The 26,678-nt window shown below is 69.8% G+C and carries 25 protein-coding genes and 1 riboswitch; of the genes, 14 read left to right on the top strand and 11 right to left on the bottom strand.

Going from position 1 to position 26,678, the window contains the following annotated elements:
• Positions 1-760: glycosyltransferase family 4 protein (locus tag ATM97_RS03140; RefSeq protein WP_218716405.1), on the top strand; the 760-nt coding region annotated here is incomplete at its 5' end.
• A gap of 163 nt (positions 761-923) precedes the next feature.
• Here ATM97_RS03140 and ATM97_RS03135 read toward each other — a convergent pair.
• Positions 924-2,036 carry a class I SAM-dependent methyltransferase gene (locus ATM97_RS03135; protein WP_218716404.1) on the bottom strand — a complete coding sequence of 371 codons (1,113 nt, stop codon included), beginning with the start codon at positions 2,034-2,036 and terminating at the stop codon, positions 924-926.
• 14 nt (positions 2,037-2,050) lie between these two features.
• On the opposite strand from ATM97_RS03135, the gene rfbC reads away from it, so the two are divergent.
• Positions 2,051-2,614: a dTDP-4-dehydrorhamnose 3,5-epimerase gene (rfbC, locus tag ATM97_RS03130; protein ID WP_218716403.1), complete on the top strand. Its 564-nt coding sequence runs from the start codon at positions 2,051-2,053 to the stop codon at positions 2,612-2,614.
• Here rfbC and ATM97_RS03125 read toward each other — a convergent pair.
• The 4 genes from ATM97_RS03125 to ATM97_RS03110 are packed head-to-tail and all read right to left on the bottom strand — an operon-like array spanning position 2,592 to position 6,290.
• A complete protein-coding gene (locus ATM97_RS03125; protein ID WP_218716409.1) occupies positions 2,592-3,626 on the bottom strand; it encodes an NAD(P)-dependent oxidoreductase in 1,035 nt (344 codons plus the stop codon). The two genes, rfbC and ATM97_RS03125, sit on opposite strands and share 23 nt — an antisense overlap.
• Positions 3,627-3,628: 2 nt before the next feature.
• On the bottom strand, positions 3,629-4,279 hold the full coding sequence (locus tag ATM97_RS03120; RefSeq protein WP_308248357.1) for a PIG-L family deacetylase: 651 nt from the start codon (positions 4,277-4,279) through the stop codon (positions 3,629-3,631).
• A complete protein-coding gene (locus ATM97_RS03115; protein WP_218716401.1) occupies positions 4,276-5,052 on the bottom strand; it encodes a glucose-1-phosphate cytidylyltransferase in 777 nt (258 codons plus the stop codon). Before ATM97_RS03115 ends, ATM97_RS03120 begins: the two co-directional genes overlap by 4 nt.
• A complete protein-coding gene (locus ATM97_RS03110; RefSeq protein ID WP_218716400.1) occupies positions 5,049-6,290 on the bottom strand; it encodes a class I SAM-dependent methyltransferase in 1,242 nt (413 codons plus the stop codon). Before ATM97_RS03110 ends, ATM97_RS03115 begins: the two co-directional genes overlap by 4 nt.
• A gap of 478 nt (positions 6,291-6,768) precedes the next feature.
• On the opposite strand from ATM97_RS03110, the gene ATM97_RS03105 reads away from it, so the two are divergent.
• The gene (locus ATM97_RS03105) at positions 6,769-8,262 is read left to right on the top strand and encodes a sugar transferase (RefSeq protein WP_218716399.1); all 1,494 of its coding nucleotides are present in this window, start codon (positions 6,769-6,771) and stop codon (positions 8,260-8,262) included.
• A 41-nt stretch (positions 8,263-8,303) separates the two neighbouring features.
• Here the strand turns inward: ATM97_RS03105 and ATM97_RS03100 are convergent, their stop codons facing one another.
• The 3 genes from ATM97_RS03100 to ATM97_RS03090 are packed head-to-tail and all read right to left on the bottom strand — an operon-like array spanning position 8,304 to position 11,518.
• Positions 8,304-9,935, bottom strand: a complete 1,632-nt coding sequence (locus ATM97_RS03100) for an ABC transporter permease (RefSeq protein WP_218716398.1) — start codon at positions 9,933-9,935, stop codon at positions 8,304-8,306.
• Positions 9,932-10,867: an ABC transporter ATP-binding protein gene (locus ATM97_RS03095; protein WP_218716397.1), complete on the bottom strand. Its 936-nt coding sequence runs from the start codon at positions 10,865-10,867 to the stop codon at positions 9,932-9,934. Before ATM97_RS03095 ends, ATM97_RS03100 begins: the two co-directional genes overlap by 4 nt.
• A gap of 3 nt (positions 10,868-10,870) precedes the next feature.
• Positions 10,871-11,518: a TetR family transcriptional regulator gene (locus tag ATM97_RS03090; RefSeq protein ID WP_308248356.1), complete on the bottom strand. Its 648-nt coding sequence runs from the start codon at positions 11,516-11,518 to the stop codon at positions 10,871-10,873.
• A 117-nt stretch (positions 11,519-11,635) separates the two neighbouring features.
• Here ATM97_RS03090 and ATM97_RS03085 point away from each other — a divergent pair, with 117 nt between their 5' ends.
• From ATM97_RS03085 to ATM97_RS03070, 4 genes are all read left to right on the top strand, one after another.
• Entirely contained in the window at positions 11,636-12,217 is a 582-nt protein-coding gene (locus ATM97_RS03085; protein ID WP_218716396.1) for a TetR/AcrR family transcriptional regulator, read from the top strand.
• Entirely contained in the window at positions 12,214-13,392 is a 1,179-nt protein-coding gene (locus tag ATM97_RS03080) for an NADH:flavin oxidoreductase (protein ID WP_218716395.1), read from the top strand. Before ATM97_RS03085 ends, ATM97_RS03080 begins: the two co-directional genes overlap by 4 nt.
• Entirely contained in the window at positions 13,389-14,363 is a 975-nt protein-coding gene (locus ATM97_RS03075) for an NAD-dependent epimerase/dehydratase family protein (protein WP_218716394.1), read from the top strand. Before ATM97_RS03080 ends, ATM97_RS03075 begins: the two co-directional genes overlap by 4 nt.
• A gap of 74 nt (positions 14,364-14,437) precedes the next feature.
• A complete protein-coding gene (locus ATM97_RS03070; RefSeq protein ID WP_255586831.1) occupies positions 14,438-16,369 on the top strand; it encodes an acyl-CoA dehydrogenase in 1,932 nt (643 codons plus the stop codon).
• Here ATM97_RS03070 and ATM97_RS34765 read toward each other — a convergent pair.
• From ATM97_RS34765 to ATM97_RS03055, 3 genes are all read right to left on the bottom strand, one after another.
• Entirely contained in the window at positions 16,366-16,974 is a 609-nt protein-coding gene (locus tag ATM97_RS34765) for a phosphatase PAP2 family protein (RefSeq protein WP_308248355.1), read from the bottom strand. The two genes, ATM97_RS03070 and ATM97_RS34765, sit on opposite strands and share 4 nt — an antisense overlap.
• A gap of 32 nt (positions 16,975-17,006) precedes the next feature.
• Complete coding sequence (locus tag ATM97_RS03060) at positions 17,007-17,885, bottom strand: nuclease-related domain-containing protein (protein ID WP_308248354.1); 879 nt, start codon at positions 17,883-17,885, stop codon at positions 17,007-17,009.
• A gap of 112 nt (positions 17,886-17,997) precedes the next feature.
• Entirely contained in the window at positions 17,998-19,386 is a 1,389-nt protein-coding gene (locus ATM97_RS03055; RefSeq protein ID WP_218716392.1) for a DUF2252 domain-containing protein, read from the bottom strand.
• A 122-nt stretch (positions 19,387-19,508) separates the two neighbouring features.
• On the opposite strand from ATM97_RS03055, the gene ATM97_RS03050 reads away from it, so the two are divergent.
• The 7 genes from ATM97_RS03050 to gcvP all read left to right on the top strand — a co-directional run bounded on the left by ATM97_RS03050 (position 19,509) and on the right by gcvP (position 26,622).
• Positions 19,509-20,144, top strand: coding sequence for a CDP-alcohol phosphatidyltransferase family protein (locus tag ATM97_RS03050; RefSeq protein ID WP_218716391.1), 636 nt, complete (start codon positions 19,509-19,511; stop codon positions 20,142-20,144).
• Between the two features lie 42 nt (positions 20,145-20,186).
• Positions 20,187-20,585 carry a glycine cleavage system protein GcvH gene (gene gcvH / locus ATM97_RS03045; RefSeq protein WP_218716390.1) on the top strand — a complete coding sequence of 133 codons (399 nt, stop codon included), beginning with the start codon at positions 20,187-20,189 and terminating at the stop codon, positions 20,583-20,585.
• A 179-nt stretch (positions 20,586-20,764) separates the two neighbouring features.
• Positions 20,765-21,250 carry an FHA domain-containing protein gene (locus ATM97_RS03040; protein WP_110041099.1) on the top strand — a complete coding sequence of 162 codons (486 nt, stop codon included), beginning with the start codon at positions 20,765-20,767 and terminating at the stop codon, positions 21,248-21,250.
• 70 nt (positions 21,251-21,320) lie between these two features.
• Positions 21,321-22,106 carry a MerR family transcriptional regulator gene (locus ATM97_RS03035; RefSeq protein ID WP_218716389.1) on the top strand — a complete coding sequence of 262 codons (786 nt, stop codon included), beginning with the start codon at positions 21,321-21,323 and terminating at the stop codon, positions 22,104-22,106.
• A gap of 156 nt (positions 22,107-22,262) precedes the next feature.
• Complete coding sequence (locus ATM97_RS03030; protein WP_019046780.1) at positions 22,263-22,736, top strand: bifunctional nuclease family protein; 474 nt, start codon at positions 22,263-22,265, stop codon at positions 22,734-22,736.
• Between the two features lie 169 nt (positions 22,737-22,905).
• Positions 22,906-23,463 (top strand): MerR family transcriptional regulator, encoded by a 558-nt coding sequence (locus tag ATM97_RS03025; RefSeq protein ID WP_218716388.1) that lies wholly within the window; start codon positions 22,906-22,908, stop codon positions 23,461-23,463.
• Positions 23,464-23,538: 75 nt separating this feature from the next.
• Positions 23,539-23,638: riboswitch (glycine riboswitch) on the top strand.
• Positions 23,639-23,796: 158 nt separating this feature from the next.
• Positions 23,797-26,622: an aminomethyl-transferring glycine dehydrogenase gene (gcvP, locus tag ATM97_RS03020; RefSeq protein ID WP_218716387.1), complete on the top strand. Its 2,826-nt coding sequence runs from the start codon at positions 23,797-23,799 to the stop codon at positions 26,620-26,622.
• Positions 26,623-26,678: the final 56 nt, after the last annotated feature.

The following is a 26,678-nucleotide window of genomic DNA, read 5'->3' as shown; positions in this document are numbered from 1 at the left end:
GCCTCGGCGGGCGGCGGTGTGGCTGGTGCACGATGTGGTGGCGGGCCGACGGCAGCGCACGGTGGCGCGGGTGGGCCGACGCGCGGTCGGTCGCGCCGTCGCGGTGTCCGAGCGTGCCGCGGCGCCGGTGCGCGCGTTGGGATTCGAGGTCGAGGTCGCCCGGCAAGGAGTGCGCTGGCCGGTCGAAGCCGCCCCGGTCGTCGAGCGCAGCCCGCTGGTGGTCGGGATCCTGGGCGTGGTGACCGAGTGGAAGGGCCAGCACGTGCTGCTGGCGGCCGCCGCCGGGCTCCCCGAGGTCGTGATCGAGATCGCCGGCTCGCCGCACCCCGGTGACGAACCGTATCTGGCCGCGTTGCGGGAACGAGCGCGGCGGCCCGATCTGGCCGGCCGGGTCCGATTCCTCGGCAATGTCGATCCGTTGCCGACGATCCGGGGATGGGACGTACTGGTGTCGGCGAGCGTGCTGCCCGAGGCGGGCCCGCTGGTGGTGCTGGAGGCGATGAGCGTCGGCGTGCCGGTCGTCGCGACCGGCCACGGCGGCAACGTCACCGACGACACGGCGGTGTGTGTCGCGCCCGACGATCCGGTCGCCTTGCGCGAGGCGCTGCGGCGTCTCGGCCGGGAACCGGACCTGCGAGCCCGGCTGCGAGACAGCGGCCGTGCGGCCGTGGCGGCCCGCCACGATCTCGCCGAGACGTTGCCCCGCATGCTGGACGTGCTGCTCGGGACCCCGGATCAGATCGAAGAGGTCGGGCCGTAGGCGGGCAACGGCGGACATCGGTGTGGCCGAGCACCCCGTTCACGGTGCGGCGGAACCCGGAAAGCCGCGGCGCGCCTTCGATTCCGGCGATATCGTCACCGGCGGCCTCGACACCGAGGCTTGGCGTCGACCACTCGAACGGTCGTGCGTCCTCAGCGAAAGATCAACTGCGCCACAGTGGTCCGGGCACGCCGTCGAGCGCGGGAGCGCGCGGGCCTGCCGGATCGTCGACGAACCAGCGTCCGTCCAGCGCGGGCAGCAGGGCGCTGACCTCGGCGAACAGGTCGGGCAGTGTCAGCAGGACGGCATCGGGGACTGCGTGGACGAGGTCTGTGGGGGAGATGATCGGGATGTCGGTTCCCGGCATCCGGCAGCCCTGTTTGGCGGGCGAGGCGTCGGCGACCCCGGCGAGCAGGCCGCGGTGCGCGCCCGCCATCGCCAGCAGGGCGACGGCGCGCGAGGCGGCCCCGTAGGCGTACACCCGCTGCCCGGCCCGGTGCTCGAGCCAGGCGCGCAGGGTGCCGACGTGCTGATCGACCACCCGCTGCAACGTGTCGGCCGACGGCGCGGCGGCCTCGGCGGCGAGGATCGCCGCCACGCTGGGATCGGCGTCGTGCTCGCCATGGCGAGCGGCGAGCAGCACGGTGCCGCCGTAGAGCTCGAACCGCCACCCGCTGACCACGCTCATCCCGGCCGCGCGCAGCAGGCTGCGCAGGGTGTCGAGGGAGTAGTAGGCGAAGTGCCCGTGCCGCAACGCATTCCACTGTCCTTGGGCGAGGATCGCGGCCAGCGAGTGGTATTGCACCAGGAGCACTCCGCCGGGCGCGGTGGCGGCGGCCCTGGCCGCGAACGCCGCGCGCTGATCCGGTTCGTGCATGATGCCGAAGCAGTCCAGGACCACGTCGGCGGGGCCGTCGGTCGGGGTGAAGCCGCGGTCGGTGAGCAGCGGGAGCCAGGTGCCCCCGTGCGGGCTGCCGAACTCGGCCACCGTCGAACCCCGCAGCAGCCCGGCGGTCTCGACGAGTCGTACCGCCGCCGTGGCTTGCTCCCGCAGGGCCAGCGGTTCGATGCCGCGGGGTTCCGCGGTGACGGTGTCGTCGTCGGCGAGCTGGGCCAGCCCGCACCCCGCGCAGCGTTCCATCCGCAACGGATGACCGGATTCGCCGGGGTCGAGGGGGCTGTCGTGGGGCGGGAAGTGGTCGGCGGCGGGCACCGAGCCCAGGTCGAGAACGGTGGTGAGGGCGGTACTTCCGCAGCCGCGGCACCGGCGGGTCATGACAGGATGTCCTCGTGCGTATCGAGCGGACCGACTTGGCCGACGTGGTGGTGCTGGTTCCCGAGCCGTTCCGGGACGAGCGCGGACTGTTCACCCGTACCTTCGACGCCGCGGAATTCGACGCCCACCTGGGCGTCGACGGTGCGGCGGCGAGCTTCGTGCAGGACTCGCAGTCGCGGTCGCGGCGCGGGGTGATCCGGGGCATGCACGGGCGCGGCGGTCGCGGCGAGGCGAAACTGGTGCGCTGCGCGCACGGTGCCGTGCACGACGTCCTCGTCGACATCCGGCCCGGCTCGCCCACCTTCGGCGCCACCCAGGCCTTCCGGCTCGACGACGAGGACTTCCACCATCTGTACGTGCCGCCGGGTTTCCTGCACGGGTTCCAGGCACTGACCGAGGTCGCCGACGTCTGCTACCGCATCGACCGTCCGCACGACCCGGCCGAGGACCTCGGTGTCGCCTACGACGACCCCGACCTGGCGATCGCCTGGCCGCTGCCCGTCGGCGTGGTCTCCGCCCGCGACGCGCGGGCGGGCAGCTGGTCGCGGCTGCTCGCTACGCTGACGCCGTCGCACTGACCCGGCGCAGCCGCGCGTCCAGTTCGCCGGTGTCGCAGAGCTTCTGCAACTGCGGCAGCCGGGTGAACCGTTGGAAGAAGTCGTCGGCGGTGAGTCCGCGCGCGGTGTACTCGGTGAAGAGTTCGGCGGCACCCGCGGGTACCGTCCACCGCGCCTCGAAACCGAGAACCGCACGCGCGGCGGAGAAGTCGACTCGATAGGAGCGGGGGTCCGCGCCGTTCTCGCCGGTGATCAGCAGCCGCGACCCCGGCACCGCGTCGACGACCGCGGCCGCGATCTCGGCCACGGTCAGGTTGTTGACCTCGGTGCCGATATTGAAGGCGCGGCAGGAGATGTCAGCGGCCGGCGCGGTCAGGCAGGTCGCGAACGCGGTCGCGATGTCCTGGGCGTGCACGAGTGGCCGCCACGGGGTTCCGTCGGAGAGCACCTTGACCTCGCCGGTGAGCACCGCGTAGCCGACCAGGTTGTTGAGCACGATGTCGGCCCGCAGGCGCGGCGAGAAGCCGAAAGCCGTGGCGTTGCGCAGGAATACGGGGACGAAATCGGCGTCGGCGAGGGCGGCCACGTCGTCTTCGACGCGCACCTTGCTCTGCGCGTACGGGGTGATCGGGCGCAGTGGAGCGTCCTCGGTGACCAGCTCGGCACCGGCGGCTCCGTAGACCGAACAGGTGGAGGCGTACAGGAACCGCCGCACCCCGGCCTCTTTCGCCAGTCGCGCCAGGCGCACCGAGGCGTGGTGATTGATGTCGTAGGTGATCTCCGGCGCCAGCGCGCCCAGCGGGTCGTTCGACAGCGCGGCCAGATGGATCACCGCGTCGAACCCGCGCAGCTGCTCGACGGTGACCGCGCGCAGGTCGACGGCCGCGCCCTCGGGGTCGCCGGCGAAATCACCGAGCAGGCAGTCGGCGAAGTAGCCGATGTCCAGCCCGGCGACGCTGTGGCCCGCGGCCCGCAGCACCGGCACCATCACGGTGCCGAGATAGCCCTGGTGCCCGGTGACCAGTACCCGCATGTTCACGTCCGTTCCCATCTGATGATCGCCTTGTCCAGCACGAACGCCTCGGCATAGGGCGCGTGACACTGCACGCCACGCATCCTGGCCAGCCCGAGGAAGGCCTCTTCGTCGAACCAGTCACGGCCGGTCTGCGACGGATAGTGCTCGTGCAGCAGCCGCGACTTCTCCCGCGCGAGTTCCCGGGTGAGCGGGTGATACAGGGTCGGCGCCGGAGTGTCGGTCTCCCACTTGAGGATCTCGTAGCCCAGGGTCAGGTGGTCGCGGAACTCCGTGGGCACCAGCTCGGCCAGCAGCCGGTGGTCCTGATGGGCATCACCGCGCTGCGGCGCGAACACCACCTCGGGCTCACCGGCACGCCGGAACCGGGCCAGGGCGTCCTTGATCCGGTCCCAGTGCGCCGGGGCGCGGCCGTCGGGCACGTCGAGCACGTCGAGCTGGGGCTCGGTGCCGGAACAGAACGCGGTCAGCGCCGCGCGTTCCTCGTCCTCGCGCGCGGTGCCGCCACCGGAGAGCACCAGTGCCCTGACCTCGATCTCGGGGTCGGCGGCGGTGAGGGCGAGCAGGGTGGCACCCAGGCCGATCGCGATGTCGTCACAGTGCGCGCCGAGCAGTGCGAGCCGGCGCGGCGGGTGGGGGAACAGCCCGATCACGCCTGCTCCCACACCATCCACGGCCGGGAGCCGTTGCGGTAGGCGTCGTCGAGTTCGGCGCGCTCCTTGAAGGTGTCGGCCGGCTTCCAGAAGCCCAGGTGCTGATAGCCGAACAACCGGCCCTGCCCGGCCAGCGCACCGCACGCGTCGGCGACCAGATCACCGCCGGGCGGGAGCAGGTCGAAGATCTCCTGGCTGAGCACGAAGTAGCCGCCGTTCTCCCACAGCGGCATCCGGGCCACCGGCATGATCTCCTTCACCTCGCCGGTCGCGGTGATGTCGACGCAGTGGAACGAGGACTGCGGCGGGACCACCATCATCGACGCCGCGGCGCCCGAGGCGTGGAAGGTCTCGACCATGGTGTCCAGCGGGGCGTCGGTGAGTACGTCGGCGTAGTTGGCCAGGAAGTACTCGTCGCCGTCGAGGTGCGCGCGGACCCGGCGCAACCGCTCACCGATCGCGGACTCGACCCCGGTGTCGACGAAGGTGATCGACCAGTCGCCGATATCGCTGCCGAGCAGTTCCACCTGGCCGTTGCGGATGACGAAGTCGTTGGACGCCGATTCCTGATAGGTGAGGAAGAAGTTCTTGATGTGCTCGGCGCCGTAGCCCAGGCACAGGATGAACTCCTTGTGTCCGTAGTGCGCGTAGTAGCGCATCACGTGCCACAGCAGCGGCCGCGGCCCGACCAGCTGCATCGGCTTCGGGACGACGTCGTCGGAGCCGCCGCGCATGCGCATGCCGTATCCGCCGCAGAACAGCACGACCTTCATCGGTTCACCTTCGTTTCCGTGCCCGCGCGGTGCAGCACCGGCAGCGGATAGATCAGTTCGCCGCCCCAGTCGCCGACATGGCGCAGCTGGGCGGTGATCTCGGTTTCGAGATTCCACGGCAGGACGAGCACGACATCGGGCCGGTCGGCGTCGATGCGCTCCGGCGGATGAATCGGAATCCGGGTGCCCGGGGTGTATCGGCCGTGCTTGTAGGGGTTGCGGTCCACGGTGTACTCGAGCAGGTCGGGCCGGATGCCGCAGTAGTTCAGCAGGGTGTTGCCCTTGCCGGGGGCGCCGTAGCCGACGACCCGCTTGCCCTGATCCCGGCAGTCGAGCAGGAAGCGCAGCAGCTCGAGCCGGACCCGTTCGGCCCGCACGCCGAGTTCGGCGTAACCGGCCGGGACGTGCAGGTCGGCGGCGCGCTCGAGCTCGAGGACCTCGGCCACCCGCCCGGTCGGCACCGCGACCTGCTCGGGGCGGGCCCACAACCGGATCGAGCCGCCGTGGGTCTCGAGCAGCTCCACGTCGACCACCGTCAACCCGGCGACCGCGAGCGCACGCTGGGCCGAATGCACGGTGTAGTACTGGAAGTGCTCGTGATAGACCGTGTCGAACTGGCCCAGCCGCACCAGGTTCAGAGCGTGGTGCACCTCGATGCTCAGCCAGCCGTCGTCGGCGAGCAGGGTGCGCAGGGCGCGGGTGAAACCGCGCAGGTCGGGGACGTGCGCGTAGACGTTGTTCGCGACCACCAGATCGGCGGGCCCGTGCTCGGCGCGCACCCGCGCGGCCGATTCCGCGTCGAGGAAGGCGGTCTCGGTGGGCACTCCCGCCGACCTGGCCGCCTCGCCGACATTGACCGACGGCTCGATGCCCAGGCACGGGATGCCACGGGCCACGGCGTGGCGCAGCAGATAGCCGTCGTTGCTGGCGACCTCGACGACGAACGAATCGGTGTCGAGCCCCAGCCGCTCGGTCGCGGTGGCGACGAACCGCTCGGCGTGGTCGACCCAGCTGTGTGAGTACGACGAGAAGTACGCGTACTCGGTGAAGGTCTCCTCCGGCGTGATCAGTGCGGGGATCTGCAACAGCAGGCAGTCCCGGCACAGGCGCAGGTGCAGCGGATAGGTCGATTCCGGCAGGTCGAGCTGGGTCTCGGACAGGAAGCTCTCACACGGCGGGGTCGCGCCCAGATCGAGTACGCTCTCGAGCCGATCGGAATCGCAGAGACGACACTGCACGCGGGCTCACCTTCTAGCTGTTCATTCCGTCGCGGCCGGCGCCGGACATGCCGGACGTCGGCGCGGCGTGGTCAGACGTTACAACCGGAGGTAGGCGGGGGCCATTCGAAACAACCGGGGTGGAAACCAATTCATGGCATGTTTCGGGATCGCGGCTGTTCGCGGGCATTTCGGCAAATTGTCGGCGACGACAACTTCTCCTCGGCGAATTGTGATCCGTCCCATCCGGAAATCAATTGTCCTGCGATCATATCCGATAGCCATCATTCATCTCCCGATAGCCATGTGATAGCCATCATACTCGGCTACCTATGGAATGCACTGTGGCCCTTAACCTTCGGAAAGAAGTCGCCTCGAGACTCTGTAACAATCAGCGGGCGGGCATCGAATCGACGGGCAGAGGGCGGCCGAGCGGGCCGCATTCCGGTCGACGGCGACCGGAAATTTGATTCGTCTCCCGAGGGGGAGGTGTGGGTTCATGAGCTTCGAGCTCACCGGTGGCAGCGATGTGAATGTGGTCAACGGTGTCCGAGTGCTGCGCCGAACGCAGCGCGAGAATTGGCAGGAGGCGTATCTGCAACGCCTGGGCGTCACCGACGTCGCCGCCGTGTTCGCCGCGGTGGCGGCGGCCCAGGTCCTGCGCTTCGACGGTCCCGCCGCGCCGCCGCTGGCCTGGCCGCTGCCCTACGAGATCGGCTACTCGGTGGTGTCGCTGGCGCTGGCCGCGGGGTGGCTGGCGCTGCTGCACGGCACCCGCACGCCGCAGGTGATCGGCTCCGGCAGCGAGGAATTCCGCCGGCTGGTCTCGGCGACGATGCGCCTGTTCGGGGTGCTGGCCATCCTCGCGCTGCTGTTCCGGGTCGAGGTGGCGCGCGGCTATCTCGCCATCGCGTTGCCCGCCGGGCTGTGCGCCCTGATCGTAGGCCGGCTGGCCTGGCGGTCGCGGCTGCGACGCTGGCGCGCCCAGGGGCGCTGCCACACGGCGGTGCTCGTGGTCGGCTCGCCCGAGGCCGCGCACGCCATGGCCACCGCCTTCACCGACGACCCCGGTTCCGGCTATCGGATCGTCGGTGTCTGTGTGCCCGCGGGCTCCGGTGACCGGCGCTTCACGACGGTCGACGGACCGACGGTGCTCGGCGACGATCGTTCGGTGCTCGAGGCGGTGCGCCGCAGCGGCGCCGACTCGGTGGCCGTGGCGGCGACCGACCATCTCGGTCCGGTCGAATTGCGACGGATGGCCTGGGAGCTGGATCCCTTGGGCGTCGATCTCATCGTGGCGCCGGGCGTGGTCGACATCGCGGGCATCCGGCTGACCAACCGGATCGTGGCCGGCATGCCGATGCTGCACATCGACGGGCCCCGCTACGACCACGCCAAGTCCAGCCGCAAAGCGCTGTTCGACTTCTGCTTCGCCACCGCCGTGCTGGTGCTCATCGCGCCCATGCTGCTGGCCATCGCGCTCGCGGTACGCACGACGAGCCCGGGGCCGATCTTCTATCTGTCCGAACGGATCGGCCGTGACGGCATCCCGTTCCGGATGATCAAGTTCCGCAGCATGCTGGTCGGCGCCGACCGCGCCGTGGACGCGCTGATCGAGAGCCACGGCGGCAATCCGGTCTTCTTCAAGGTGAAAGACGACCCGCGCGTCACTCCCGTCGGCCGCTTCCTGCGCAAGTACAGCCTCGACGAGCTGCCGCAGTTCTTCAATGTGCTGCGCGGGGACATGAGCGTGGTCGGGCCGCGACCGCAGGTGCAGCGCGAGGTCGACAGCTACGACGGAGAGATGCGCCGCCGACTGCTGGTGAAGCCCGGTGTCACCGGGCTGTGGCAGGTGAGCGGGCGCTCGGACCTGTCCCCGGAGGACTCGGTGCGGCTGGACCTGTCCTATGTCGAGAACTGGTCGATGGTCCTCGATCTGATCCTGATCGGCCGCACCATCGGCGCGGTCACCCGCGGCGACGGCGCGTACTGACCACCGGGGTGGTGGGCGAGGCGCACCACCCCGGCCCCGGCTCAGCGCAGGTCGCGCCGACGGAAGGCGGTCAGTCCCACGGCCATTCCCGCCACCGCGACCAGCAGCAGCCAGCCGATCGGGACGATGTCGAACGTCGCGCCGGGCAGCTTCGGCGGATGCACGAACGGCACCAGATCCATCAGCCACTGCGGGAAGGTGCCCAGCGAGCCGAGCAACACGATGACGATCATCGCGCTCAGCACCGCCCAGGCCAGCGACGCGTACTTCGGGACCACACCGAACAGCAGCAGCGCGATCGCGGTGACCACCCAGACCGCGGGCAGCTGCACCGCGACGGCACCCAGTGATTCGCCGAGCTTGCCGACCACGTCACCGTCGGTCGTGCCCCAGACGACGCCGATGCCCAGACCCGCCACCAGAAGTGTCACAGCCGGTCCGGCCAGCGCGAACAGCAGATGGCTCGCCGCGTACCGCACGCGGCCGACGGCCGCCGCCAGCACGCTCTCGGCACGACCGGTGTTCTCCTCCTCGTGCAGCCGCAGCACCGCCGACACCGAGTACGCGGCCGCCGCCGCGGCCAGCATGGTGATCGCGTAGGCGATGAACGACTTCTCCAGATCGGCCGAGCCGCCCATCGAGGTGACCACGTCCTGGAGTGTGCCGCTGTCGTCGAGCATGCCGCCGATGCTCTGCACCGCCCCACCGATCAGCAGGCCGTACAGGCCGAAACCGATCGTCCAGGCCAGCATCGACCCCCGCTGCAACCGCCATGCCAGTCCGACCGGGCCCGACAGCGCGGCACCCGCGGTGGCGGGACCCGGACGGTCGGCCAGCAGTCCCGCACCGAGGTCACGGGTTCGCAACAGCTGGTAGGCGAGCAGGGTCGCCCCGGTGGCGACGGCGGCCAAGGGCACCAGGACCCACCAGCGCTCTTCCGCGTACGGGCGGATCTGCAGACACCAGCCCAGCGGCGAGAACCACGACAGCACACCGTTTCCGGCGTCGCCGACCGCCCGCACCGCGAACGCCGCGCCCAGGATGCCCAGCGCGACACCGCGGGCGATCCGCGCGCCGTTGCTCAGCTGCGCGGCCACCGCGGCCACCGCGGCCCAGACGATGCCGGCGGCGGCCAGCGCCGCACCCCAGGCCACCGACCCCGCGACCGGCAGGTCGGTGCCGAGCAGTGATGCGGTGCAGGCTATCCCGGCCACCGCCGACGCGCCGAAGGTCAGCAGCAGCGCACCGGTGAGCCCGGCGAACCGGCCGATGCTGGTGGCGCCCACGAGCTCCGCACGCCCGGTCTCCTCCTCGACCCTGGTGTGCCGGATGACCGTCAGCACGGCCGCGATGGCGATCATCGAATACATCGCCCCGGCCTTCCAGGTGCCGATGGATCCCAGCGAGGAGTTGAACACGGGGCCGTACATGGCCAGCAGCGCTGGACTTGCCGCGGTGGTCGCGGCGAAGCTGTCGAGCTGCTGCTGGGTGCTGTAGAGGTCCTTGATGGAGACGATCTGCAGCGCCGGCATCAGCCCGATCAGCAGCGACCACAGCGGTGCGATGATCCGGTCGCGACGCAGGTACAGCCGCAGCATCTGCCCGGTGCCCGCGAATTCCCCTGCGGTGCGGGTGGTTCCGAGGAACCCGGGGGAGGCGGCGATGGTGGTCATGCCCGCACCTTCTCTCCGGTGGCCGCGTCGTCGGCCTCGACGTGGTAGTGCCGCAGGAACAGGTCCTCGAGCGTCGGCGGTGCGCTGGTGAGGCTGCGCACGCCCGCGTCGCCCAGCACTTGGATCAGCCGGCCGAGGTGATCGGCGTCGACCTGGCAGCGCAGGGTCGACCCGTCGCGTTCCACGTCCTCGACGCCGGGCAGTGCGCCGACATCGCCCGGGTCGCCGATCAATTCGGCGGTGATCGCGGTGCGGCTCAGGTGCCGGAGCTGGTCGAGCGAACCGGATTCGACGGTGCGACCGGCGCGGATGATGGTCACCCGATCGCACAGATGCTCGACCTCGGACAGGATGTGACTCGACAGCAGCACCGTGGCCCCGCGGGCGGCGGCATCGCGGACGCAGCCCTGGAAGATCTGCTCCATCAGCGGGTCGAGGCCCGAGGTCGGCTCGTCGAGGATCAGCAGATCGGCATTCGCCGAAAAGGCCGACACCAGCGCGACTTTCTGCCGGTTGCCCTTGGAGTAGGTGCGGGCCTTCTTGGTCGGGTCCAGCTCGAACCGCTCGATCAGCTCGGCGCGGCGGGTCTCGTCGATCCCGCCGCGCATCCGGGCGAGCAGGTCGATCGTCTCGCCGCCCGACAGTGACGGCCAGAGCGTGACATCGCCTGGCACATAAGCGATCCGGTGGTGCAGGGCGACCGCGTCGGTCCACGGGTCGCGGCCGAACAGGGCCGCCTCGCCGCCGGAGGCGCGCAGGACGCCGAGCAGGACGCGAATCGTGGTGGATTTGCCCGCGCCGTTGGGGCCGAGGAAACCGTGGATCTCGCCGGGACCGACGTGCAGGTCCAGTCCGTCGAGCGCGGCGAATCGGCCGAAAGTCTTACGCAGGTCATGGACTTCGATGACCCGATCGGTGGTGGGGGAGGGCATCGTCTACTCCTCGATGAGGCTGTCGAGCAGAGTCGAATCGGTCAGCATGCCTTGGGTGTAGAGCTCGAGCGCCGGGAAGGTGGTCAGGTCCGACAGGTCCCGGATCGCCTTGCGGTAGTCGAGCTTTCCCTCGCGCTGCATTCGCATCTGCAGATAGAGGTTGGTGGCTCCGATGTGGCAGAGCACGACGTATCTGGCCCGGGCTGCGGGATCGCGGCTCGGTTTGAGCTGGCCCGCCTCGACGGCGGCCTGCATGTAGTCCTGCGCGTCGGCGACCATGTGTTCGAGCAGGGACTCGGCCAGCGCGCCGCCGGCTTGGAAGCTGCGCAGGATGTAGGCGAGCAGCGGGGCGTAGATCTCGATCTCGGCCAGGGCGCTGAGCATTCCGGCGGCACCCTGTGTGCGGATGACGCGCAGCTTCTCGTCGCGAATGAGCTCGAGCACGCGATCGTCGCAGGCGGCGCGCAGTCCGTCCTTGGAACCGAAGTGATGGTTCACCAGGCCGGGTGACACTCCGGCCGCCGCGGCGATCGCCCGGACGCCGACGCCGAAACCCTGTTCTCCGAACAGGTCGATCGCGGTGTCGCGAATGCGGGCCATGGTCGTCAGATCGGCGGAGGATCCTTGCGGTACGGGCTGTTGGCTGAACACATGTTCAATATACTAAACACTCGTTCAATCCACGAGCAAGGTTTCGCGGCGACCAGTTTCCAATCAATGTTTGAAATAATGATTGAAACGGTGATGGAAATCTGGTTGGCTGCCGGTATGGGATCACTCGGGACGAGGGCTCGCGACGCGCGCTCGGTGGAGACACGCGAGCGGCTGCTCGCCGCGGCGGAGGAACTGCTGCTGGCGCAGCCCTCGACGGAGGTCTCGGTGCGGGCGGTGTGCGCTGCGGCCGAGACCAATCCGGCGGCGGTGCACTATCACTTCGGGAGCAAGGACGCGCTGGTCGCCGCGTTGCTCGAGGCCCGGCTGGCGCCGCTGTGGACCGAGCGGCTCGGCGCGGCGGCCCAGCGCGAGGCCGAACTCGCCGAGGTGGTGGACGCGGTGATCGGACCGCTGACCGACCTGGCCGCCGATCCGCGCGGCCGGCTGTACCTGCGGCTGCTCGCGGAACTGGTGCTGGGCCGGCGCGACGTGGGCTGGACCGGGGACTGGTTCCAGCTCGACACCTGGGTGCGATTCCTTCCCGACCTCGACCCCGCCGAGGCGCAGCGGCGCTGGCTGCTCGCGTTCGAGGTGCTGATCATGCGCTTCGGCGCGGGACACCCACCGTCGCAGGGCAGCGTCGGCACCCTGCGCGATTTCGTGCTGGCCGGACTCGACGGGCCGGGTGCGCGATGACCGACATCTTCACCCCGGCGAAGCTGGGCCCGATCACCCTGCGCAACCGCGTGATCAAGGCCGCCACCTTCGAAGGCCGCACCCCGGACGCGCTGGTCACCGACGAACTGGTGGAATTTCATCGCCGCATCGCCGCGGGCGGTGTCGGCCTGTCCACGGTCGCCTACTGCGCGGTCGCGCCCGAGGGGCGCACCGACCGGCATCAGATCTGGATGCGACCCGACGCGGTGCCGGGACTGCGCCGGCTCACCGACGCGATCCACGCCGAGGGCGCCGCGGCGTCGGCTCAGATCGGGCACGCGGGGCCGGTGGCCAACGCCGCGTCCAATCGCTTGCCCGCGCTGTCACCGAGCAGACTGTTCTCCCCCCTCGGGATGCGGATGACCCGGCGACCCGATGCCGAGGGCATCGCCGAACTGGTCGCCGCGCACGTGCGCAGCGCGCTGCTGGCCGAGGAGGCCGGGTTCGACGCCGTGGAAATCCATTTCGGCCACAACTATCTGGTGAGCGCCTTCCTGAGCCCGCTGCTCAACCGGCGCCGCGACGACTACGGCGGCAGCCTGGTCAACCGGGCACGGCTGGCCAGGCAGATCGCCGAGGGGGTGGCCGGCGCGGTCGGGGGCCGGCTGGCCGTGCTGGCCAAACTCAACATGGACGACGGGGTCGCCGGTGGGCTGCGCCCGGTCGAGTCCGTGCGGGTCGCACAGCTGCTGGAAGCCGACGGGACACTCGACGCGCTCGAACTGACCGCGGGCAGTTCGCTGCTCAACCCCATGCTCTACTTCCACGGCGACCCGCCCCGGCGGGCCTTCGCCCGCGCCTTCCGGCCGCCGCTGAGCTGGGGACTGCGCGTGGCCGGCCCGGTGTTCCTGCGCGAGTACCCCTACCGCAGTGCCTATCTGCTCGAGCGCGCCCGCCTGTTCCGGTCGGCCCTGCGCATGCCACTGGTCCTGCTCGGCGGCATCACCGACTACGACGGCATGCGCCTGGCCCGCACCGAGGGCTTCGAGTTCGTCGCGATGGGCCGCGCCCTGCTGTGCGAACCCGATCTCCCACGCCGGATCGCGGCCGAGACCACGACCACCGCCGCCTGCACCCACTGCAACGAGTGCATGCCGACCATCTTCACCGGCACCCGCTGTGTGCTGCCGATCGCCGAGGGAACCCTGTCGTGAGAATCGCCGTCACCGGTGGCACCGGGTATCTCGGCGCGCCCACGGTCGCCGCGCTGCTCGCGGACGGTCACGAGATCCAGCTGCTGGTCCACCCCGGCGAATCCCTGGACCGATGGTGGCCGGAATTCGCGCAGGACCGCGACCGCATCACCGTCCTGCGCGGCGACCTGCGCGACAGCGACACGATCACCACGCTGCTCGACGGCTGCGCGGCGGTGCTGCACGCGGCAGGCATCGTGGCCACCGACGACCGCCGCGAATCGCTGATGTGGCAGGTCAACGTCGATGCCACCGCGGAGATCCTGTGCCGCGCGGCCCTGGCCGGACTCGATCCCATCGTGCACGTGGCCAGCTACAGTGCGCTGTTCCCCTGCCCGGATCCGGTCATGACCCCGGACAGTCCCACCGCGACCGGGCGCAGCGCCTACGGTCGCACCAAGTCCGCCGCCGACCGGGTCGCGCGGGCACTCCAGCGCAGCGGTGCGCCGGTGGTGATCACCTACCCCTCGAGTGTGATCGGGCCGGGTTTGGCCGGCACCCGCGGCATCACCGAGCGCGGCTGGAACACCATGCTGCGCAGTGGATTCGCGCCCCGGCTCGACGGCGGAATGGCGATGATCGACGTCCGCGACGTAGCCGAGCTGCACGCGGTGGCGATGCTGCCGGGTCAGGGCCCGCGCCGGTATCTGTGTGGCGGGCACCAGGTCCCCTTCGACACGGCCATCGACCTGCTCGCCGCCGCGTCCGGACAGCGGATCCGCCGGATTCCGGTGCGCCCCGGCCTGTTCCGGGCGCTGGGCCGGGCCGCCGACGTCGCCTCGCGATTCGTCGAGGTCGACGCCGCGTTCGGCTACGAGGCGGCGTGGCTGCTCACCTCCGACACCCCGACCGACGACTCGGCCGCGCTGAGCGAGCTCGGCGTGAGCTGGCGGCCCACCGAAGTGTCGATGCGGGACATGTTCCTCGGCTGAGACGCGGCGTCGGCGCGATGTGAGGGAGAACGCGAATCCGTCGCCGGGCGCGATGCACGGATTATGGTCGAAGTATGGCTACCGGCATTTCGACGACGGCAGAACATCTCCGCGCAGCGCTGGACGGACCGTGGCGCGAGGTCAGAGACCAGGCGCGAGTCCAGCTCGCCGACGACCGCTTCACCGGCGATCCCGAACTCGACATCCACGCCGCGCGGGCCCGCGTGCTCGACCAGATGCGGGTCATCGCGACCATGGGCTATCCCGAGCGTGGCTTCCGCTCCGAGAACGGCGGCACCGGCGATCCGGGTGGTGCCGTGACCGGCTTGGAGATGCTGGCCTACGCCGATCTGTCCCTGTGGGTGAAATCCGGCGTGCAGTGGGGTCTGTTCGGTGGCGCCGTGGAGAACCTGGGCACCGAACGCCATCGCGAGTACATCAAGCGGCTGATCACCCTGGATCTGCTCGGTTGCTTCGCGATGACCGAGTCCGGGCACGGCAGCGACGTCGCCAATCTCGAGACCACGGCCACCTACGACCCGGCCACCCAGGAATTCGTGATCCACACCCCGACCCCGTCGGCGCGCAAGGACTACATCGGCGGCGCGGCGGTGCACGCGCGGATGGCCGCGGTGTTCGCCCAGCTGATCACCGGTGGCGAGAGCAAGGGCGTGCACTGCCTGCTCGTCCCGATCCGCGACGAGCTCGGCGCCGACCTGCCCGGCGTGACCACCTACGACGACGGGCTCAAGGGCGGCCTGCCCGGTGTGGACAACGGCCGCATCGTGTTCGACCACGTCCGGATCCCCCGGGAGAACCTGCTCAACCGCTACGCCGACGTCGAGCCCGACGGCACCTACACCTCCGAGATCGAGAACCCGAGCCGCCGCTTCTTCACCACCCTGGGCACCCTGGTGCGTGGCCGGGTGAGCGTCGGCGGCGCGGCCGCGGCGGGCGCGCGCGTGGCGCTGAGCATCGCGGTGCGCTACGCGCTGGCCCGGCGCCAGTTCGCCGATCCCGACACCGGCGCGGAAACGCTGCTGATGGATTACCGCAGTCACCAGCGCAGGCTGCTGCCGCTGGTCGCGAAGTCCTTCGCGCTGGCCTTCGCCCAGAACGACCTGGTGCGCCGGATGGACCTCGTACAGAGCGGTCGCGAGATCGAGCCGGGCGCCCAGCGCGCGCTGGAGAAGCGCGCCGCCGGCTTCAAGGTCGCCCAGACCCGGCACGCCACCCGGGCCATCCAGGAGTGTCGCGAAGCCTGCGGCGGCGCGGGCTATCTCACCGAGAACCGGCTCGTCACCCTCAAGGCCGACACCGATGTGTTCACCACCTTCGAAGGCGACAATGTCGTCCTCACCCAGCTCGTCGCCAAGGAACTGCTCACCGCCTACTCCGACGAGGTCCGCGACCTCGACGCCATGGGCTGGGTGAAATTCGCCGCCACCATGGCCGGTGACGTGGTGCGCAAGCGATCCGGGGTGCGCCAGTTGATCCAGACCCTGCGCGATCGCTCCGACGAGTCCGTCGACGAGGGCGACCTGTCCAAGCGCTCGGTCCAGCTGCAGCTGTTCGCCGATCGCGAGGACTACCTGCTGCGGACCGCGGCGCACCGGCTGCGTGCCAGGGCGGCCGACACCGGCCCGTTCGAGGCGTTCAACAACGCCCAGGACCACATCCTCGCCGCCGGCGCCGCGCACATCGACCGGCTGGTGCTCGAAGAGTTCGTCGACGGGATCGCCGAGATCGAGGACCCCGACGCCAAGGCGCTCGCCGAGACCGTCTGCGACCTCTACGTGTACTCGACGCTGGAGGAGAACCTGTCCTGGTACATCATGCACCGGTTCATGTCCGTGGAGCGGGCCAAGGCGGTGCGCCGCGGGGTGAACGAACTCGTCGACCGGCTGCGGCCGGACGCGCTGACCCTGGTCGAGGCGATGGGTGTGCCGGAGACCATGCTGCGCGCCGAGATGCTGCACGACGCCAGCGTTTTCGACCGGACCTAGCGCACCGCGGCGCGCAGCGCCTCGGCGAGCCAACACAGTGCCGCTACCAGCGCGGTCGCCGCGGCCGCCCCACCGAGGACATCGGTGGGGCGGTGATAGCCGAGGACGACCATGCCGGGCGTGATCGCGAGCAGGGCGAGCACGGTGAGCGCCGCGACCGTGATGCGCGCGGTGCGCGTTGTCACCAGACACGCGAACGTCGTTGCGACAGCGACCAAGTGGACCGTGTGGCCGCTCGGATAGGCGAGGTAGTCGTGCATCTGCCTGTCCCACAACGGTTTCAGCACCACCGTGTTGATCGCCAGGGCGAGCTCGGGCACCACGAGCATGGTCAGCGCCGCCCGCCACCGGCGGCGCACCGCGAACCAGCCGACGGCCGCCAGCAGCACCGCGAGCACCACCGGGGCGTTGCTCGGCGCGACCAGCACCTCGGCCAGACCGGGGGAGACCGTCGCGGCGATCGGGTCGGCGACGGCCGCGTCCAGTCCGGACGGTCCGTCGTCGGCGGGGAAGGTCAGCGGGAGCGCGGCGGTGAGCGCGGCGCCCGCGCCGATGGCCGTCGCGCGGACGACGGTGGCGGTCCGGGCGGGAGCGGGGTCGATCACCGATGCGACGATAGCCGCCGCGCGGGGCTGTCTCAGGCGGGACCGTAGGTGAGCACCGCGGTCACCACGAACCACAGCACCCACACGATCGCCACGATCATGCCGATCGCCAGGGTGATCCGCAGGAACGCGCGGCCGAAGTCCAGGTCGCCGCCGACCCGCGGGTACAGCTTCCACGGGCTGTACCAGGGCGCCACCAACCCGCGCGAGGCCAGCTCCTGTTCGCGCTGGGCCTGTTCCTCGGCATACTGCTCGGCCTGGGCCTGGGTGGGGCCACCGTGCCACAGCGTGACGTCGATCGGGCCCAGGAAACCCTCGTTGAGCAGGTCCTGCGGGGCGGGCAGGAACGGCAGGATGCCCAGTCCGCGGAACGCGATGGCGATGTCGTTGGCCGTCCAGAGGTTGTGTTCCTTGGCGGCCAGCATCTCGAAGTACTGCTCGAGCCGGTGCGGATCGTCGGTGACGATGACATCGAAACTCGGATCGTTCCAGCCCTGGTGGATGTCGATCTGCGCGCCCGGCTGCGGCACGATCACGCCGAGCCCGTGCACCGCCCGCTGGCCGAGCCCGCGCGCGGCGAGATAGTCCTGCAGCGCGAAGGTGTGTTCCCGCGACCGCTCCAGCGGCGTCGACTTCTCCCCGCCGGTGAACTGGGCGAGCTCGCCGGAGACCATCCACGGGCCGTTGAGCGGGATCTCCAGCACGCCGTCCTGCGCCACGGCGAAGGTCTCGGCCTCGATGATCACGCAGCTGGTCGGGGTCCACACCACCGCGTCGAGCTGGTGCAGCCGGTCGTTGTGGAACAGGCCGCAGTTGATCGTGGCGACGCCGTGCGGGCTGGACGGATCCTTCCACGTGCGCAGCCAATCGATCAGTGCCAGCTCGGCATCGGTGCCTGCCGCATTCTGCACGCGCACGAGCATGGAGTCCGCCCTTCTGGGTCGTTGGCGCCGCGGGCCGAGAACCGTTGGCGTACATCGTAGCTCGACAATCGGTGGATGCCCGGCAGGATGCCGGTGGTGTTCAGCTCGGTTCGGCGGCGATCTTGCCCGCCGAAACGGCGGCGACCAGTTCGGCGTGATCGGCCTCGGTCCGGTCGGCATAACGTACCGCGTAGGCGGCCACCGCCTCGTCGAACGCCTCGCCGTCGTCGTCGAGATAGCCGGCCAGCGTGCGCGGGTCCAGCGACCGCGAGTGCGCCCTGGCCAGCAGCGCGCCCGCGAGCCTGCCGTAGTCGTCGAGATCGTCGGCCGAGAGCCCGGCCGGGTCGATGCTGCCCTTGAGATTGCGGAACTGACGGACGATGAACGGCAGCGGCTCGTCGAGCTCCACGGTGGTCCAGCCGAGCAGGATGTCGGTCTCGGACTGCACGCTGCGCGCGCCTGCGACGATCCGCTCGCCCTCGTGCCGCGGCGCGACCGGTGGCAGGAAGGGCGCCAGCGCGGACGGCCTGGCCTGCTTGACCTGCAGCACCAGCGACTCGCCGTCGTTACCGTGTAGCAGCGCCACGTAGCTGTGCAGGCCGACGCTGCCGGTGCCGACGATCCGGAAGGCCACATCCGAGACCGCGAAGCGCGCCAGCAGCGCACGCCGCGACTCGCGGATAGTGCCCGCGTAGCGCTGCAGCCCGTCGATCACGGCGTCGGCGACCGGCTCCTCGACCGGGGTCAGGATCGGCGGATCGCTGACGAAGCGGTGCTTGCTGATGCCGGTCTCGTGATCGTCGAGGTGCTCGGTCCACTTCGCCACCACCTTGGCACTGGTGTTCTTGCGGGCCTTCTTGGCGGCCTTCTTGAAGTCGTCGATCAGGTCGTCGGCCTTGGCCTTGCCCAGGATCGACTCGTCGGGCAGCGCGGTCCAGGACTGCATGAACGGCATCTCGGCGAGCTCGGCGGCGGTCTGCCGGTAGAAGCGGGCGGCGTCGCGCGCGGCGCGTACGCAGTCGTCCTCGTCGGCGCCGCTCTCCCGCCCGGCCAGCACCAGGCTGGCGGCCAGCCGCTCGAGATCCCACTCCCACGGGCCGAGCACGGTCTCGTCGAAATCGTTGATGTCCATCACGATCTCGCCGCGCTGGGTGCCGTAGAGGCCGAAGTTGGCGGCGTGGGCGTCACCGCAGATCTGGGCGGTCAGCCCGCTGTCGGGGCCTGCGGCCAGGTCGGCGGCCATCAACCCGGCGGCGCCGCGGAAGAAGGTGAACGGGGACGCGGTCATCCGGCCGATCCGCAGCGGGATCAGCCGCTCGATCCGGCCCTGGTTGCTCGCCTCGACGAACTCGAGCACCGTCGGCCGGTCGGGGCTTTCGACGGCCCGGTCGCGGGCGTCGACGGGCACGCGCTGCCGGGCTGCGCGGCCGCGCTCACGGGCGTCCTCGGCGGAGACGTAGGAGCGCAGATCTGGACCACTGTCGGACACAACTGCCCAGGCTAGCGGGTCGGCGGGCGGTGGGCATCGCGACCGCGCGGCAATCGGACACGCCCGACGATTTTCGGCGTGGCCGGATGGCGCGATCAGGGGTCGGTGCGGTATGCAGGGGCGTGGCAACCGAATCGGGAACGCCGGGCACCAACGACACCGAAACCGGTGGCGTGTTCAGCGACCGCATCCTGACCGTGCCCAATGTGCTCAGCCTGCTCCGGCTGATCGGAATCCCGATATTCCTGTGGTTGATGCTGGTCCGCCATGCCGACGGCTGGGCGTTCACATTGCTGATCGCCAGCGGTGTCACCGATTTCCTCGACGGCAAACTCGCCCGTCTGCTCGACCAGTCCTCCCGGCTGGGCGCGCTGCTCGATCCGCTCGTCGACCGGTTATACCTCGTGACGACACTCGTGGCGTTCGTCGCACGCGGGCTGATCCCGTGGTGGATCGCCGTGATCCTGATCGGTCGCGATCTGGTACTCACCGTGACCCTGTCGGTATACAAGCGCCGTGACCTGCCCGCGCCCGAGGTGATCTACCTGGGCAAGGCGGCGACCTTCGCGCTGATGTCGGCCCTACCGTGGCTGCTCACGGGGGAGATGGACTGGGCAGGGGCGGGTTTCGGCTGGGCCTTCGGCTGGGCACTGCTGATCTGGGGCACCGCGCTCTACGTCTGGACAGGGGCGCTCTACGCGGGGCTGGCGGTCGCGGTCGCGCGATCGATACCGCCTGTGCCGCACCGTGGGAGCTAGTCGATACTGTTGCGTGCAACGTTGACGACGAAAGGACGTCCTGTGACCCGGACCCCTGAGGATCTGCGCTACACCGAAGAGCACGAGTGGGTGCGGCGGACCGGCCCCACGGCGGTTCGTGTGGGCATCACCGACTACGCCCAGTCACAGCTGGGTGACGTCGTGTTCGTCCAGCTGCCCGATGTCGACAAGGATGTGACCGCGGGCGAGAGCATCGCCGAGGTCGAGTCGACCAAGAGCGTCTCCGACATCTACGCCCCGCTGGGCGGGAAAGTCGTTGCGGTGAACGAGGATCTGGTCTCGGGGCCGGAGACGCTCAACAGCGATCCGTACGACGCGGGCTGGCTGTTCGAGCTCGCCTTCGACGATGCGGCAACCCTCGATTCCGCACTCGGTGAACTGCTGGATGCGGCGGGTTATCAAGGAGTTATCGGGGGCTGAGCAAGCCTTCACAGTTCTCCCTGCACGGGTACGCCCCGGCAGGGTACGGTCAAAGCCAAGCGGATACGTCGGGGAATCGACGCCGGGATCTTTTTTCCTGGCGATGTGATCGCGCCGGTCGTGTCGCCGAATACAGCACCTGCTTGCATGGATAATCAGGTTCGAGGAGGAGAGAAACGGTGAGCGAGAACAGGGACCCGGGTTACGGGGAGACCGCGGCCGAGACGACGTCGGTCTTCCGCGCGGACTTCCTCAACGAGGTCGACGCGTCGCGCTCCGGAGAGCCGACCGGCGAACAGCCGGTGCAGGGCGTCGAGGGCCTGCCGGTCGGCGCGGCCCTCCTGGTGGTCAAGCGCGGCCCGAACGCGGGCTCGCGTTTTCTGCTGGATCAGCCGACCACCTCGGCCGGTCGCCATCCCGACAGTGACATCTTTCTCGACGACGTCACCGTCAGCCGCCGGCACGCGGAGTTCCGTCAGGACGACGACTCGTTCCAGGTCGTCGATGTGGGCAGCCTCAACGGCACCTACGTCAACCGGGAGCCGGTGGACTCCTCGGAGCTGCAGAACGGCGACGAGGTCCAGATCGGCAAGTTCCGGCTGGTCTTCCTGACCGGTCCGCGCGCGCAGGCGAACGAGTCGGCGTCGGGCGCGGGGTCGCGATGACCCCTACGGTGCTGGTGTCCGTGAAGGGCGCAGTGCTGTGACGGGGGCGGCGCAGTGGGCGCGCGGAGGAATGTCGATCGGCTCCGTGCTCGACCTGCTGCGACCAGATTTTCCTGACATCACCATCTCGAAGATCCGGTTCCTCGAATCCGAGGGCCTGATCCGGCCGGAACGAACGCCGTCGGGTTACCGGCGGTTCTCGGTGGCCGATTACGAGCGGCTGCGTTTCGTGCTGACCGCGCAACGCGATCAGTACCTGCCGCTGAAGGTGATCAAGGAGCAGCTCGAAGCGATCGACAGTGGTGCGGCGACCCTGGGCGTGCGTGAAGCGCGTGCCAGGGCGCACTCCCACCACAGCGCCGCGGAGGCCGGGCAGTCGCTGTCCGGCGCCGCGCGTGCCGACGGCGAGGCCACGCCGGCGCCGCCGCGTCGGCTGGGCGTTGTTCCCGGCGAGATCACCCCCGACGAATTGCGCGTCGATGTCGGGGTCCGGCTCACCCGGGCCGATCTGCTCGCCAAGGCGGGCATCGACGACCGTTTCCTCGACGACCTGCTACGCGCCGGACTGATCGTCCCCGGTGCCGGCGGCTTCTTCGAATCCGACGCGGTGACGCTGGCGCACGCGGCAAAGTCGATGGCCGAGTTCGGCCTGGAAGCCCGGCACCTGCGCGCGTTCAAACTGGCCGCCGACCGCGAGGCGGCTCTGGTCGCCCAGATCGCCGCGCCGATCGCCAAGAGTCGCGACGCCGACGCGCGTGCCCGCGCCGAGGAGACGGTCCGCGAACTGGCGGCATTGTCGCTGAACCTGCACGCGGCACTGGTGAAGGCGGCCGTGCGGGCCGCCCTCGGTAACTGACACACCCGACCGCCGGATCGGGTATCACCCCGGCAACACGCCGATTTCGGCTCGGGCGTCCTCGTTGCACCGCCCGGAATTCGCCTAGACTCGTGGGTACGGCGAGCTGGGCAGCGGTCCTGCCGGCCGGCGGCGAGTATGGGAGGCAGACAACTCATGAGCGAGATGCGCGTCATCGGCATCCGTGTCGAGCAGCCACAGAACCAGCCCGTGCTGCTGCTGCGGGAAGCGGCGGGCGAGCGTTACCTGCCGATCTGGATCGGGCAGGCCGAGGCCACCGCGATCGTGCTCGAGCAGGAGGGCGTCACGCCGATCCGTCCGCTCACTCACGATTTGATCAAGATTCTGATCACCGAACTCGGCCACACCCTCAAGGAAGTGCGGATCGTCGATCTGCAGGAGGGCACCTTCTACGCCGATCTGGTCTTCGACGGCGACCTGCGGGTCTCGGCGCGGCCGTCGGATTCGGTGGCCATCGCGTTGCGGGTCGGCTGCCCGATCTTCGCCGAGGAACCGGTCCTGGCCGAGGCCGGGCTGGTGATGCCCGACGAGCGCGAGGACGAGGTGGAGAAGTTCAAGGAGTTCCTCGAGTCCGTCTCGCCCGACGACTTCAAGGCCACCGACAGCTGATTCACATCACGATCTTCTAGACCTGAAGTAGAGGTCGAGGGAATCGCCGCGCGCGGTGCTTGGTGCGACAACGGTGCAGGTCCGACAATGGCAGGAGTAACCTCGAAAGTCGGGCAACATCCGTCGTGACTCCGGTACTCGAGAACGTCGGCAGAGCAAGGAGTGGTCAGTGGAAGAGCAATCGCAGGATGTGGTGCAGCCTGGCTTGTTCCCGGACGACTCGGTTCCGGACGATCTGGTCGGTTACCGGGTGCCGAGCGCGTGTCAGGTCGCGGGCATCACCTACCGTCAGCTCGACTACTGGGCGCGCACCGGGCTGGTCGTGCCGTCGATCCGTGGCGCCGCCGGGTCGGGCAGTCAGCGGCTGTATTCGTTCAAGGACATCCTGGTCCTCAAGATCGTGAAGCGACTGCTGGACGCGGGCGTCTCTTTACAGAACATCCGGATCGCCGTCGATCATCTGCGCAGCCGCGGCGTGCAGGATTTGGCCGGGATCACGTTGTTCTCCGACGGGACCACGGTGTACGAGTGCACCTCACCCGAGGAAGTCGTCGATTTACTGCAGGGCGGGCAGGGTGTCTTCGGGATCGCGGTCAGCGGCGCCATGCGGGAACTGACCGGGGCGATCGCCGACTTCCCGGCCGAGCGGGCCACCGAGATCACCGATCGACCCGAGGACGAGCTGTCCTACCGCCGCAAGGTGCGGGAGAACCGTAAGACCGGGTAGTGACGAGCACTACACCCCCGGCGTGCCCCAGGTGGCGCGGCCGGGGGTTTGCTGCATCTAGACTTGATGACGCGTCGCCGCCGTGCGGGAGAGTCCTGGATTCGTGAGAGTCCGGGCGCCGAAGGAGCAGCACCTCCCCGTCAATCTCTCAGGCAACAGGGACCGCACGGTGATTCGACGCCTCTGGAAAGCGGTGGCTTCTGGCTGCCCGCCCACGGGGAAAGGGGCACGGCCGTCCGCGGTCGGGTCACCGAATCTCTCAGGCGCCACGACAGAGGGGGAGGGCTGGTACCCGTCGACCACCTGGTCGACCCGCCCGACCTTGGAGCTGCCGTGACCCGTTCGTTCGCCGACCGCCACATCGGACCCGATTCCGACGAACTCGCCCGGATCCTCGCGACCGTCGGCGTCGAGTCCCTCGACGCGCTGGCGACCACGGCACTGCCCGCGACCATCCTCGACGAGTCCGGCCTGGGCGCGCTGCCCGCGCCCGGCACCGAGCACGAAGTGCTCGCCGAACTGGCCGCGCTGGCGCACTCCAACACCGTCGTCACCTCGATGATCGGCCTGGGCTACTACGACACGCTGACCCCGCCGGTGCTGGTGCGCAACCTGCTGGAGAACCCGGCCTGGTACACCGCCTACACCCCCTACCAGCCCGAGATCAGCCAGGGCCGCCTCGAAGCGCTGCTCAACTTCCAGACCATGGTCTCGGACCTGACCGGTATGGATGTCGCCAACGCCTCGATGCTCGACGAGGCCACCGCCGCCGCCGAGGCGATGACGCTGCTGCGCCGCGCGGGCAAGTCCCCGTCGAACCGGCTGCTGCTCGACGCCGACCTGTTCCCGCAGACCAAGACCATCATCGGCACCAGGGCCGAGCCCCTGGGAATCGAGATCATCGAGGCCGACCTGTCGACGGGCGTGCTGCCCGAGGGCGAGTTCTTCGGCGTCATCGTGCAGACCCCGGGCGCGTCCGGCCGGATCGTCGACTGGACCGCACTGTTCGGCGCCGCGCACGAGCGCGGAGCGCTGGTCGCCGCCGGTGCCGATCTGCTGGCCCTGACCCTGATCACCCCGCCCGGTGAGCAGGGCGCCGACGTGTGCTTCGGCACCACCCAGCGTTTCGGCGTGCCGATGGGCTTCGGCGGCCCGCACGCCGGCTACCTCGCGGTGCGCACCGCCTTCGCCCGGCAGCTGCCCGGCCGGCTGGTCGGCGTGTCGGTCGACGCCGACGGCGCTCCCGCCTACCGCCTGGCCCTGCAGACCCGCGAGCAGCACATCCGCCGCGAGAAGGCCACCTCCAACATCTGTACCGCGCAGGTGCTGCTGGCCATTGTCGCCGCCATGTACGCCAGCTACCACGGTGCGAACGGACTGCGCGCCATCGCCCGCCGGGTGCACGCGCACGCGGCCGCGGTCGCGTCCGGGATCGGTGCCGCGCTGGTGCACGACACCTTCTTCGACACCGTGCTGGCGCATGTGCCCGGCGGCGCGGAAGCCGTTGTCGCCAAGGCGAAGTCGCAGGGGATCAACCTGCGCCTGGTCGACGCCGACCACGTCGCGATCGCCTGTGACGAGGCCACCACCGACGCGCACGTGACCGCCGTCGTCGAATCCTTCGGCACCGCACAGGCTCCCGACGCGGGCGCCGGTGCCCAGCCCGCCGCGATCGAGACCCGAACCTCGGAGTACCTGACGCATCCGGCGTTCACCCGCCACCACACCGAGACCGCCATGCTGCGCTACCTGCGTTCGCTGTCGGACAAGGACATCGCGTTGGACCGCAGCATGATTCCGCTCGGTTCCTGCACCATGAAGCTCAACGCGACCGCCGAGATGGAGGCCATCACCTGGCCCGGCTTCGCGCGCCTGCACCCGTTCGCGCCCATCGAGGACGTGCCCGGCATCCTGAAACTGATCGGCGATCTCGAGCAGTGGCTGTCGGAGATCACCGGCTACGACGCGGTGAGCCTGCAGCCCAACGCCGGGAGCCAGGGCGAGTACGCGGGTCTGCTGGCGATTCGCCGCTACCACCTCGATCGCGGTGACGACCACCGCGACACCTGCCTGATCCCCTCCAGCGCGCACGGCACCAACGCGGCGTCGGCGGCCATGGTCGGCATGCGGGTCGAGGTCGTGAAGTGCCGTGAGAACGGCGACGTCGACCTCGACGATCTGCGCGCCAAGATCGCCGACCACGCCGACCGGCTGGCCTGCATCATGATCACCTACCCGTCCACGCACGGCGTGTACGAGCACGAGGTGGCCGAGCTGTGCGCGCTCGTGCACGACGCCGGCGGTCAGGTCTACGTCGACGGCGCCAACCTCAACGCCCTGGTGGGCCTGGCCCGTCCGGGCCGGTTCGGCGGCGACGTCAGCCACCTGAACCTGCACAAGACCTTCTGCATCCCGCACGGTGGCGGCGGTCCCGGTGTCGGTCCGGTGGCGGTGCGCTCGCATCTGGCGCAGTACCTGCCCGGTGACCCGCGGGAGGCGGGCTCGCACGCGGTGTCGGCGGCGAACTACGGTTCGGCCTCGATCCTGCCGATCACCTGGGCCTACATCCGGATGATGGGCGCGCAGGGCCTGCGCGCGGCGACGCTGACCGCGATCGCCTCGGCCAACTACATCGCCCGCCGCCTCGACGCCTACTTCCCGGTGCTCTACACCGGCGAGAACGGTATGGTCGCCCACGAGTGCATCCTCGACCTGCGCGAGATCACCAAGCAGACCGGCGTCACCGTCGACGATGTGGCCAAGCGTCTGGCCGACTACGGCTTCCACGCTCCCACCATGAGCTTCCCGGTGGCGGGCACCCTGATGGTGGAGCCGACCGAGAGCGAGAACCTCGAGGAACTCGACGAGTTCATCGCGGCCATGATCGCCATCCGCGGGGAGATCGACCAGGTCGGCGCGGGCGTGTGGCCGGTGACCGACAACCCGCTGCGCGGCGCGCCGCACACCGCGGCGAGCCTGGTGGGCGAGTGGGACCACCCCTACAGCCGGGAGGTCGCGGTCTACCCGCGCGGCATCGGGCACACCCGTCCGAAGGTGTGGCCGCCGGTGCGTCGCATCGATGGTGCCTTCGGCGACCGCAATCTGGTCTGCTCGTGCCCGCCGCTGGAGGATATTGCTGCGCTTAGTATCGAGGAGTGACGGCACCCTCGATACACGCAGCGGTCTACCTGCGGCAATCACTCGATCGCGAAAAG

This window comes from Nocardia sp. MH4 (genome assembly GCF_019266065.1).
Lineage (GTDB): Bacteria > Actinomycetota > Actinomycetes > Mycobacteriales > Mycobacteriaceae > Nocardia > Nocardia canadensis.
The sequence above is the reverse complement of the archived record's forward strand: the minus strand, read 5'-3'. Positions and strand labels throughout refer to the sequence as shown.